Source organism: Halomonas sp. R57-5, from assembly GCF_900070345.1.
GTDB lineage: Bacteria > Pseudomonadota > Gammaproteobacteria > Pseudomonadales > Halomonadaceae > Vreelandella > Vreelandella ventosae_B.
This window is the reverse complement of the sequence record NZ_LN813019.1, coordinates 3,783,366-3,794,211: the sequence shown is the minus strand read 5'-3', so window position 1 is coordinate 3,794,211 and position 10,846 is coordinate 3,783,366. Positions and strand designations below refer to the sequence as shown.

Annotated in this window: 11 protein-coding genes; 9 read left to right on the top strand and 2 right to left on the bottom strand. The window is 54.7% G+C overall.

Annotated elements, in window-relative coordinates; all coding sequences use genetic code 11:
• The first annotated feature begins 234 nt into the window (after window positions 1–234).
• Window positions 235–702 carry an Lrp/AsnC family transcriptional regulator gene (locus HALO_RS17410; RefSeq protein WP_197671946.1) on the top strand — a complete coding sequence of 156 codons (468 nt, stop codon included), beginning with the start codon at window positions 235–237 and terminating at the stop codon, window positions 700–702.
• Window positions 703–706: 4 nt separating this feature from the next.
• Window positions 707–2,347 carry an aminotransferase class V-fold PLP-dependent enzyme gene (locus HALO_RS17405; protein WP_035577407.1) on the top strand — a complete coding sequence of 547 codons (1,641 nt, stop codon included), beginning with the start codon at window positions 707–709 and terminating at the stop codon, window positions 2,345–2,347.
• A gap of 48 nt (window positions 2,348–2,395) precedes the next feature.
• Here HALO_RS17405 and HALO_RS17400 read toward each other — a convergent pair whose 3' ends face one another.
• Window positions 2,396–3,337, bottom strand: a complete 942-nt coding sequence (locus HALO_RS17400) for a sodium-dependent bicarbonate transport family permease (protein ID WP_035577409.1) — start codon at window positions 3,335–3,337, stop codon at window positions 2,396–2,398.
• A 109-nt stretch (window positions 3,338–3,446) separates the two neighbouring features.
• Between HALO_RS17400 and HALO_RS17395 the strand changes: the two genes are divergently transcribed.
• The 4 genes from HALO_RS17395 (at window position 3,447) to HALO_RS17380 (ending at window position 6,165) form a co-directional block, all read left to right on the top strand.
• Window positions 3,447–4,406, top strand: a complete 960-nt coding sequence (locus HALO_RS17395; RefSeq protein WP_050713757.1) for a LysR family transcriptional regulator — start codon at window positions 3,447–3,449, stop codon at window positions 4,404–4,406.
• Window positions 4,407–4,581: 175 nt separating this feature from the next.
• Window positions 4,582–5,052 (top strand): GFA family protein, encoded by a 471-nt coding sequence (locus tag HALO_RS17390; protein WP_035577413.1) that lies wholly within the window; start codon window positions 4,582–4,584, stop codon window positions 5,050–5,052.
• Window positions 5,053–5,196: 144 nt separating this feature from the next.
• A complete protein-coding gene (locus tag HALO_RS17385; RefSeq protein WP_035577415.1) occupies window positions 5,197–5,526 on the top strand; it encodes a four-helix bundle copper-binding protein in 330 nt (109 codons plus the stop codon).
• Window positions 5,527–5,778: 252 nt separating this feature from the next.
• On the top strand, window positions 5,779–6,165 hold the full coding sequence (locus HALO_RS17380; protein WP_035577416.1) for a hypothetical protein: 387 nt from the start codon (window positions 5,779–5,781) through the stop codon (window positions 6,163–6,165).
• 194 nt (window positions 6,166–6,359) lie between these two features.
• Here HALO_RS17380 and HALO_RS17375 read toward each other — a convergent pair whose 3' ends face one another.
• Window positions 6,360–7,085, bottom strand: coding sequence for a CDP-alcohol phosphatidyltransferase family protein (locus HALO_RS17375; RefSeq protein WP_050713756.1), 726 nt, complete (start codon window positions 7,083–7,085; stop codon window positions 6,360–6,362).
• A 363-nt stretch (window positions 7,086–7,448) separates the two neighbouring features.
• Here HALO_RS17375 and HALO_RS17370 point away from each other — a divergent pair, with 363 nt between their 5' ends.
• The 3 genes from HALO_RS17370 to HALO_RS17360 are packed head-to-tail and all read left to right on the top strand — an operon-like array spanning window position 7,449 to window position 10,843.
• Window positions 7,449–8,468 carry a zinc-dependent alcohol dehydrogenase gene (locus tag HALO_RS17370; RefSeq protein WP_035577420.1) on the top strand — a complete coding sequence of 340 codons (1,020 nt, stop codon included), beginning with the start codon at window positions 7,449–7,451 and terminating at the stop codon, window positions 8,466–8,468.
• A gap of 27 nt (window positions 8,469–8,495) precedes the next feature.
• On the top strand, window positions 8,496–8,894 hold the full coding sequence (locus HALO_RS17365; RefSeq protein ID WP_035577422.1) for a 6-pyruvoyl trahydropterin synthase family protein: 399 nt from the start codon (window positions 8,496–8,498) through the stop codon (window positions 8,892–8,894).
• Window positions 8,891–10,843, top strand: a complete 1,953-nt coding sequence (locus HALO_RS17360; protein WP_050713755.1) for a glycosyltransferase — start codon at window positions 8,891–8,893, stop codon at window positions 10,841–10,843. Before HALO_RS17365 ends, HALO_RS17360 begins: the two co-directional genes overlap by 4 nt.
• Window positions 10,844–10,846 lie beyond the last annotated feature (3 nt).

Below are 10,846 nucleotides of genomic sequence, written 5' to 3'. Positions count from 1 at the left end.
TGATGGCGGGTTGGATAAGTAAATCTCAAATTCTAGTGTTTAGTTTTATGCATATTTTAATGTGCTTATTTTTTTGAAAATTACTTTTGGAGTGCCCGCTTAATGGTGCGCTTTAAAAATTTAACGTGGTGTTGAGAAAAACGCTATGGGGCATGAAAAAATATTTCATTTATCCCTTGATAAAACGCTTGTTTTAGAAAAAAATGCTCAATAAGCTCGCCATGGGGAAATAAATTGCTTATTGATCGTTTCGATTTGAAAATTCTTGAACAGCTGCAGCGCGATGATACTCTTTCTATAGCACAGCTCGCAGAGGGGATTGGACTCTCTGTTACGCCATGCTGGCGGCGAATACAAAGACTGGAAAAAGACGGCGTCATTGAAAAAAGAATTGCCGTATTGAACCCTGAAAAGTTGAATCTTGGACTCACCGTGTTTGTGATGGTTAAAACGGATAAACATAATCAGGCTTGGCTTAATGCATTTCAGGAAACCGTACAGGCATTTCCTGAAATTGTAGAGGTGAATCGCCTGGCAGGTGAGTACGACTACTTACTCAAGGTCATTACGCGTGATAACCAGTCTTATGACGCCTTTTATAAAAGGCTTATTGCGAGAATAGAGCTTAGTAATGTCACATCGTGCTTCTCAATGGAACAAGTCAAGAAAACCAACGAGCTCCCCCTCGGCGATCTCTCATGAGTGGATGCAGTGCCTGCAGAGCGGGGTGATTGGTGAAGGGCGTTTGATCCCTGGCCCGTTTGGCGCATGCCCCTTGCTCTATGCCGATTACACGGCATCGGGAAGGGCGCTGGAGATAGTGGAGCGCGCAATTCAGAAAGAAGTGCTGCCTCTCTACGCCAACACCCATACCGAAACCTCTTACACCGGCAAGATGACCACGCGGCTGCGCGAAGCCGCCCGCCAGGCTGTCGCGGAATCGGTCGGTGCCAATCACGAATATGCGGTTATTTTTGCTGGCGCCGGGGCGACAGCGGCGATAGATCGCTGCTGTCGGATCCTTGAGTTGACGCCTGAGCAGAGGACTTCGCAAGCGGCCAAGCCCGTGGTGTTTGTTGGCCCCTACGAGCATCACTCCAATGACCTGATGTGGCGAGAGTGCGATGTGGACGTGGTACGCATTCCGCTTGGCGGCCATGGCCTCCCTGATCTCATGGTGCTTGAACAGGAGTTGCAGGCCTATGCTCAACGGGATGTCAAAGTGGTAGCGTTTTCGGCCGCTTCCAACGTAACGGGCATTTTGACACCGGTGCACCAAGTGGCAAGGCTAGCGCATCAATACGGCGGCTTGGCTATCTTCGACTATGCGGCGAGCGGGCCCTATGTGAAGATCAATATGGCAGGCAGCGGCCACGATGATCACCTGGATGCCATCTTCCTATCGCCCCATAAGTTTGTTGGCGGGCCGGGCAGTTCCGGCGTATTGGTGATTCGAAAAGCCCTGTGCCGCAATGCCAAGCCATCCATAGCCGGGGGCGGCACAGTCTCCTATGTGACGGCGACCCATCACCGTTATGTGCGCGATGTTGAGCGCCGGGAGGAGGCGGGAACACCGAATATCCTGGGTGATATTCGAGCCGGGCTGGCGTTTCGTATTAAGGAAAGCGTTGGGGTCGAGGCGATTGAGTCACGCGAGCAAGCGCTGGTAGCGATGGCCGTGGCACGCTGGCAAAAAGTCGCTAACGTGCGTCTGCTGGGGGCCCTTGATGTGCCCAGGCTGGCGATTTTTTCTTTCAACATTACTGCCGGTGGCAAGGCTATTCATCATAATCTGGTGGTTGCCATGTTGAATGACCTGTTTGGTATTCAGGCGAGAGGGGGGTGTTCCTGTGCAGGGCCTTATGGTCATGAACTGCTCGCCATTGATAGTGAGACCGCAGCAGAGCATGAAGCTTTAGTCCAAAAGGGTAGAAGCATATATCGCCCAGGCTGGGTAAGGCTCGGATTTAACTTCTTTTTTAGTAATGAGACGGCTAACTATATAATATCTGCAGTCGAGTTTATTGCCCGTTATGCGCCGGTATTGCTGAAATTATATTCAGTCGATGAAGCCACCGGTGTCTGGGTCGCTCAGTATCAGAAACGGCCTACTCAGCCTGAGGCGCCAGTGACACCACAACTGTTGGATACGCTTTTGCATCAGGACGCTTTAACAGAACCAGCCGAGACGCAGGAATCCGTGGATTGTTTTGCCCGAGCGCTTGCGTTGGTCGAACAGGCGAAAGTCCTTCCTTTACCCGCCAGCCGTCACGATGACGACGTACCCGTTCGCTGGTTCTGGTGGCCCCATGAAGCAGACCAGGCTGATGCACTATATTGCCATTAACGAGAATTGTTTCTCTGATGAGAATCAACAGATTATTCTCGCGGTGGCTCACCCCGCCAGCCATCCCCAAAGTTGATGATAGAGCGGAATGCCAATTAGCACATTGAAGGGGAAGGTGAGCCCCAGTGACGCCAGCATGGCAAGGCCAATGTTGGCGTCTGGAATCGCGGCACGAATGGCCACAGGCGCGGCAATGTATGACGCGCTGGCAGTAAGACTCGCCAGAATAACCGCGGAGCCTGCGGGTAGCCCAAGCCAGTACGCCATCATCAAACCTAAGCAGGAGAGCGCAATGGGCGCTGCCATAGCAAAGATGATTAGGCGGCTGTGTCCCCAGCGCAGGCTGCGCAGTGTCTCTGCCGCGACCAGACCCATCTCCAGCAGAAACAGCGCCAATATACCCTTGAAGGCGTGGGTATATAGGCCAGTCACCGATTCGCCTGCATTCGGGCCGTAAAGCCAGCCAATCAGAACACCGCCTACCAGTAGAATAACGCCGCGATTGGTCAGGGTTTCGTGCCATAGGCCCGCGGCCGAGCTGGTTGTGCCATTACGGCTAAAACGCCGGTAAATCATCAGCCCCAGCATAATGGCTGGAAGCTCCAGCAACACCAGGTAAAGGGTGACTTGCCCGCCGGTCACCAGGTTATGCGCTTCGGTATACGCTAGTGCAACAGCAAAAGTACCGGCACTCACCGAGCCATAGTGGGCCGCGAGACTGGCGCTGTCGGCAATAGACAACCGTACTAGGTAGCGGCCGACCGGAAAGATAACCAGCGGAATAATGATCCCCAATAATGTGACACCGGCCAACTCGATAAGCAGTGAAAGGCTCAAGCTGCCGTGCAACGCCATGCCGCCTTTAAGGCCGATGGTGAGCATCAGCAGTAGGCTTAGTATGTCGTAAGCGGCTTTGGGAATGCTGAGATCGGAGCGCACCACACCGGCCACCACACCTAGCACAAAGAACATGACCACAATATCCGGCACGGAAGATCTCCTTTACAGGGTTTTAAAGCGGCTACTTTAGCGACCTAAAGAGATTGATGAAAACAAATAAACTTTATACAGTCATAGATAATTATCTATGGTGTAAAGGATGAAAGTACGACAACTGACCTTCCGCCTGCTGCAGGTTTATGCCGACGTGGTACGCACAGGCTCGATTACCGCCACCGCGAATCGGCTCCACCTGACTCAACCTACGGTGTCTCAGCAGTTGAAACGGCTGCGGGAAATTGTCGGTGAACCCATTGTGCGCCAGGAGGATGGTCGCGTGGTGCCCACTGAAGTCGGACAAGCGCTCTATCAGCTAAGCCAGGACTTACTCAGCCGTGCCGATGTGTTTAGCCAGTATCTGGGCGAATACAACCGGGGTGGCCGCGGCCATTTTAGTATTGGCCTGGTCAACACAGCCCAGTACGTGCTGCCCCGTCTTTTAGGGCCCTTTAGCCAGGCTAACCCGCAGGTAGACGTCACGGTGGAGATCGGTAACCGTCAGCAGATGCTTAATCGCTTTGAGCGTCACGAAGACGATATCTATGTCTTTAGCCACCCGCCCAGCGATGACGCGGTGCTCGCTGCGCCTTTTCTGAGCAACCCGCTGGTCGTCGTGGGGCCGACGGATTGCCGTTGGGCAGGCATGGAGGGCCTCACCATGGCGTCTCTCAAAAATGAGCGATTCCTACTGCGCGAACCGGGATCCGCGACCCGGCATACCTTTGATGCCTGGTTATACAGTGCGGGTATTGAGCTGCGCTCCACTCAGCAGATCGCCAGCAACGAGGCGATCCGGCTTGCAGTGGCATCGGGAATGGGGTTGGCAGTGCTGTCGCGACATGTGGTTGCGGMCTCCCCTAAAGGTGTTCAAGAGCTGCCCTTGCAGGATTTTCCGCTGAAAAGCCGCTGGCACTTTGTGGTGCGTCGGGAGCGTCGCTTACCGCCCGCCGCCTATCGCTTTTTGAGCTTTGTGCAAGGCTCGCTGGCTCAAGCGTTTGACGAACCCGAAGGCGAATTGGCCGTGGCTGAACTGTTGCAAGCCTTAAAGGATGAGCGCTGACACGCTGACTTGCCAACAGCGTCAATCTTTCCCGTTGAAGGCGCCGGATAACCTATGCGCTAAAATGTTAAGAGAGAGCTTAAAAAGAACTTAAAAGAGAGCTGAAGACCGCACGTGGTTCATGCAGTCGCGCTTCGATACTCATGTTGAGTAACCGCTGCAAACGGAGGTAACTATGCTGCTCAAAGGATCATGTCACTGCCAGGCCGTGACGTTCAATGTAAGGTCTCAGCATCCCTATCCATTCAACCGTTGTTACTGCTCTATTTGCCGTAAAACGGCGGGCGGTGGCGGCTATGCCATCAACCTCAGCGGTGATAGTAAAACCCTAAATGTGAGTGGCGATGAGCACATCTCGGTCTATCGAGCGATCATCGATGGCGTGCAAAGCACGGGCGAGCGGCATTTTTGCAAGCATTGCGCCACGTCGCTATGGGTTTACGATCCCGACTGGCCCGAGCTTGTGCACCCTTTCGCATCAGCAATCGATACACCACTGCCGACACCACCCAAGCGAACACACATGATGTTGGGAAGCAGGGCGGATTGGGTGGAGGTAAATGCGCAGTTCCAAGACAAATGCTTTGATGAGTACCCGGATGAAAGCCTTGCTGAGTGGCACCAGCGCCTGGGGTTGGAACGCTAGGGCTAGAGGGAGGGGGGCCCGCTTGTTTCATAAGGTATCTGTACTAACCTTCTATACGAGCTCCGCAGGGAGCTCAGAGTGCAACTTGTAACTGATGTTCAGGTGACAGGTTGTGCATTCGTTGTATAAAAGGAGGTTAGGAAGATGGAATTTGAAAAATATAAGTCGTGTATCGAAGCGTGCAATATCTGTGCGGTTTATTGTGAATCTTGCGCCACTGCCTGCTTAAAGGAAGATGATGCAAAAATGATGGCCGAGTGCGTTCGTCTAGATCGCCAATGTGCTCAAATATGCCGTTTAGCGGCGTCATTCATGGCACAGGGTAGTGAATACGCCAAAGATATCTGCCGGATATGTGCTGATATTTGCAAGGCTTGCGGTGATGAGTGCTTCAAGCACGACGCCAAGCATTGTCAAGAGTGTGCCAAAGCGTGTCTGCATTGCGCTGATGAATGCACTGCTATGGCTGCCTAATATATTTAAAAACAGAAAGTTAACTACCTTAACTGAGCTAGCCAGCTTCCTATGCACACAGGAGGCTGGCTTTTTTATTGGCGGTAGCTGTTTGCTCTGACGGCGTATTCTGTCGCTGCCCTGGATAAAACTTTAGTGCAGGAGGAGGCACCAGAAATTCTGGAATAACTGCGCCCGTATGGCTTTTAACCTCCACTCGGCTACACTTTTTATGGGCCAATTGGCCCTATACCTCGAAAAGGAGGGCGTGCTATGCATATTGCAAAAGAAGACATTCCAGTCCAGATAGACTTACCCGGAGCAGTCGCCCGACAACAAAAGGATTTTGGTGATGTAACGGGGTTTGGGAAGATGGGTGCTGAGTATTTCTCATTTGGCAACGGTACTGATATCACCGATTTGTTGCACGGCCTGGAAGGGGATAGTTGTCAAAGCCCGCACTGGGGTTATGTAGTAAAAGGCTCGATTACCGCGTTGTATTCCGATCACACAGAGGAAACTTCTCGAGAAGGCGACATGTTTTACTGGCCTCCTGGGCATAGCGTTCGGGCGGAAGAAGATACGGATATCGTGATGTTTAGCCCTCAACATGAGCATGGCCTAGTCATTGACCATATCAAACGCAAAACGGCTAGTTAATCCTTGCCTAAGGCTTTGGGGCTGCGCTGTCTCTATTGACGCAGCTCCTCACAAGCACAGGATAAAATAGAGTCGTACCGACATTGCAGACACTATCTTCAGAAAAAAGCCTTCATCAACATCAGGCTTGCTTTCAAGGCTTCAAGCACATGAGCTTTTAGTTTTACCGCCCCTGTATTGTAATATTGAGTGGCTTAACGGTGGCGGTGCCGATAAAGCCACCAGATATCAAAACCAAACGAATAGGTTAAAGATATCAATGCGCTAATGGCCAGCAGGCTGGCGACAAGGTGCGAAGTAAGCGGCGTTAATGCCAGCAGCAGTGCGACTACTTGCCAAACACACACCGCCTTGCGGCGATAGCTTGCAAACAGCGGCTGTGAGAGCCACGGGAACTGCCAGCTGGCAGCGATAAACAGGTAGCGCATCCCACCGATTAACAGTACCCAAACGCCTAGTGACTCCAACCGCAGCAATCCCGCACAAAGCAGTAAAATCAGTAGGGCATCCAACTCCATATCAAAGCGGGCACCGAACGGTGTGKGGCTTTTGGTGCGCCTGGCAATCCAGCCGTCAACGCCATCCAGCAGTAGGGCGAACACCGCGATAACCAGCCACTGGCCTATAGCCCCTGTAAACGTATTATCGGCGAGCGCGCCCGCTACCAGGGCAACCAATACCGCACGGGCCAGCGTGACCCGGTTTGCCCACCCCAGTGAGCCGTAGGGCCAGAAAAATATGATCAGGGTGGATATAACGGTGTAGAAGGCAATGGCCACCCCCCAGTTAGCCGGCGTCGCCATTAATAGTGGCAGGCCTTTGCCCACGGCGATTAGCAGCAAGCCGGCCAGCAGTAGCTCTGCAGCGCTGTAAAGCCGCTTGGGCTGGGGTGAAAGGGAGGCATTAGTGAAAAGCGGCATGGTCTCTCACGAAGCGGCGTTGCTATCCGCAGTTAAAATAAATGATGCAACTATTTTTATATGTACCATTCTTGTAGAAGAAGGTAGGGTTGTCCATATGATCAAGAGTTTGACGGATTAGTTGCAACTGGTTAATCGAATATTTTCTTTTCACCCGCTAAGCTGAAGATGGTGAACCATTGAAAACTGTTCTGCCTAGGGCCATGCAATATGCGGTCAATCATTATGGTAAGTGGCCGGGCAAGAGGCTAAGACACACAGGGTCTCCCTTAGTCTTAACTTGCAGCCTAATGGTGCCACGCCACATTCAACGGAATGAAACAGAGCCCAGACTATGTGGGCTCGTAACGAAAAGGAACGCTCATGTCGGCGCCTGACGAGGTTGGCGAAACTTCCTATGATTGCCCAAAAAACTGGGCCAATGCCTTCTGGGTGACTCACCCAGCACAGGGCGAGTTGCGGCGTGAACAGCTTACTACGCCCGCTTCAGACGAGGTGTATGTGCGCACCTTGTACAGCGGTATCAGCCGCGGCACCGAGTCGCTGGTGTTCAATGGCCGCGTGCCTGAAAGCGAATTTTCGCGCATGCGGGCTCCCTTTCAGTCGGGGGAGTTCCCTGCCCCGGTTAAGTATGGCTACTGTAGCGTTGGTCGCGTTGAGCAAGGGCCAAGCGCTCTACTGAATAAAACCGTTTTCTGCCTGTTTCCCCATCAGGATCGCTACATTGTGCCTGCTTCGGCGGTGCTCGAAGTGCCCGCCAATGTACCTGCGAAACGCGCCGTATTGGCTGCTAATATGGAAACCGCCATTAACGGCGTGTGGGACGCAGAGCCCATGCTGGGTGAACGAATCTGTGTGATTGGCGCCGGTGTTGTCGGTGCACTGGTGGCTTATCTGTGCGCCCAGGTGCCCGGTGTGACCGTCCAGTTGGTCGATATTAATTCAGAGCGTCGCCCATTGGCCGAGAAACTGGGTGTGGCTTTCGCTACGCCTGAACAAGCCTCCCTTGACCAAGATTGTGTGATCCACGCCAGCGGCCAATCAGCGGGTTTACGCCAAGCGCTTGAATTAGTCGGTAGTGAAGGGCGCATTATTGAAATGAGCTGGTTTGGCGAGGGGGATGTTGCCATTCCGTTGGGCGGTGCTTTCCACTCTCAGCGACTAACGCTCAAGGCCAGCCAAGTCGGCCAGCTACCGTCCAAACTACGCCCCCGCTGGGACTACCAACGCCGCCTTCGGTTAGCGCTGAGCCTGCTGGTGGACGAGCGGTTGGATGCCTTGATCAGCGGCGAAAGTGAATTCGCGCAGCTACCAACGCTGGCCCCTAGGCTGTTTGGCCGCGGCAGCGTTGAACTCTGTCACCGCCTGCGCTATCCCGTATAACTCATTTGCTCATTTTTTGGAGACGCTATGTTTCGTTTATGTGTTCGTGACCACTTTATGATCGCCCACAGTTTTAATGGCGAGATCTTTGGCCCCGCCCAGCGCACCCATGGCGCTACCTACGTGGTGGATGTGGTCTTTCAGCGTCCTGAGCTGGATGAGGATGGCCTGGTGATCGATATCGGCCTGGCTAGCGAAACGGTGAAGGCAGTCCTCGCCGGTTATAACTTCAGCAACCTGGATGAAGTGCCTGAGTTCGCGGGTAAAAACACCACTACCGAGTTTATGGCCAAGGTGATCTTCGACCGGCTCGCTAAGGCGATCGGTGAGGGCAAAATGGGCACCACTGCTCAAGGGATTACCCATATGGAGGTCAAGCTGCATGAATCCCATGTGGCCTGGGCCAGCTACGAAGGCGCGCTATGAGTCGGCGTTTTACGTTAATCGTTGCCGGTGACCCTGCTCAACGCACCGGCGGCTATATCTACGATGCGCATATCGTCTCGGCCTTMCGTGACCAGGGCTGGGCGATTAATGTTGTCGGCTTGGCGGGTACCTTTCCTGACGCGGATGCCGAGGCAGCCGCAGCCCTTGCCCAGGCACTTAATGCGCTACCCGATCATGGGGCGGTAGTCATTGACGGCTTGGCCATGGGCGCATTGCCCGAAATAGTGGCTCAGCATGCCCAGCGGCTGGATATCACTGCCTTGCTGCATCACCCCTTAGGCGATGAATTGGGCCTGAACGAAGCCGATCAGCAGCGTTTTCATCGCAGTGAGTTAACCGCGCTTGCCCCCGTGGCGCGGATTATTGTCACCAGTCACTTTACCGCCCGACGCTTGCCCGAGCTGGCTGCCCACTACGCTCTACCCCTAAACGCTAATGTAACAGTGGTTGAGCCGGGCGTAGCCCAGGCGCCGATCAGCCCTGCAGCAGAACCCGATGAAACCCTACGTTTGCTGTGTGTGGCAACGCTAACGCCGCGCAAGGGGCAGGATGTGCTGGTGCAAGCGCTGGCGGGCGTTGCCGGTGATCACTGGCAGTGTGACTGCTACGGCGGTGCACGTGACCCTGAGTTCACTCGGCGCGTAGAGCAACTGATTGAGCAGAACGGCTTGCAGGCCAGCGTGCACCTGCATGGCGAGTGCGATAGCGAGACGCTGGAAGCGGCTTATCGTGGGGCCCACGCGCTGGTGCTGCCCTCCTGGTATGAAGGCTACGGCATGGTGGTCACCGAAGCCCTCGCTCACGGCCTGCCGGTGATTACCACCACTGGCGGGGCGCTTCGCGATACCTTGCCGGAAGGTGCAGGGTTAAACGTTGAGCCGGGCGATGCTGACGCTCTTCAAGACGCGTTGAGTCGCTTTTGCCATGATGCCAAGTTGCGCCAAAAACTGCGCCAGGGAGCTGCCCAGGCCCGCGACGGTCTTAGCGACTGGCAGCAGTCGGGTGTTGAGTTCGCCACGGCGTTAACCGCGCCAATCGATGCCCCGACTTTGCGCGCAGGCAGCCAGTTTGCGTCCGATTGGCTAACGCTGCGAGAGGCGGCAGATGTCGCTTCCCGCAGCCAGCGTCTTGCGGAGCTTGCTGCGGAGTGGCTGAGCACGCGCAACCCAACGCCACTGATCGCGGATCTTGGCTGTGGCCGGGGCAGTAATATGCGCTTTCTGGCCCCGCGCCTGAGCGGCCAACAGCGCTGGAAACTGATTGATCACGACGCCATCTTGTTAGCCCAGGCGCGCCAGCGAGCCGCCGGGCTAAGTGATCGTCAAGGGCAGCCCGTGGCGGTGGAGACCCACTGCGTATCGCTTGAACCGCTTGCCGATGTGCCGCTCGATGATGCGCATCTGGTGACCGCCTCGGCGCTGCTGGATTTGGTTTCCCAGCAGTGGATTGATGCCTTGGTGGCCAGCATTGCCGAGCAGCAGCAGGCGCTGCTGATAGCACTTAGCGTGACCGGCGAGTGGCATTTTATCGACCTGCAAGGCGCGCCGGTACTGGATGATGAAGATCACTGGCTGCGGGCCATGTTTATTGCCCATCAGCAGCGCGATAAGGGCTTGGGTGATGCGTTGGGCGGTCAGGCTCACCAGGCGTTAGTCTGCGCGCTAGAGGCAGCCCATTATCGCGTTGAACAAGCGGAAACGCCGTGGCTACTCGCCGCGGATAGCCACGCTCAGCAGCCGCTAATGATGGCGCTGCTTGAGGGCTGGGCCGAAGCCGCCACCGAACAAGCCCCGCAAGCCTCAGCACGTATTGCCACTTGGCTGCAGCTGCGTCAGCAAGCAGTGGCCAATGGCGAACTGGGTATTGGGGTAGGGCACCGCGATCTGTTTGCGACGCCTCTTTTTGCTAAGCCCAGGGAAGAGGCTTAAGCC

Coding starts and splice junctions, on each gene's coding strand:
- HALO_RS17405 (WP_035577407.1), top strand. CDS start 707: ATGCAGTGCCTGCAGAGCGGGGTGATTGGTGAAGGGCGTTTGATCCCT.
- HALO_RS17390 (WP_035577413.1), top strand. CDS start 4,582: ATGCTGCTCAAAGGATCATGTCACTGCCAGGCCGTGACGTTCAATGTA.
- HALO_RS17385 (WP_035577415.1), top strand. CDS start 5,197: ATGGAATTTGAAAAATATAAGTCGTGTATCGAAGCGTGCAATATCTGT.
- HALO_RS17380 (WP_035577416.1), top strand. CDS start 5,779: ATGCATATTGCAAAAGAAGACATTCCAGTCCAGATAGACTTACCCGGA.
- HALO_RS17370 (WP_035577420.1), top strand. CDS start 7,449: ATGTCGGCGCCTGACGAGGTTGGCGAAACTTCCTATGATTGCCCAAAA.
- HALO_RS17365 (WP_035577422.1), top strand. CDS start 8,496: ATGTTTCGTTTATGTGTTCGTGACCACTTTATGATCGCCCACAGTTTT.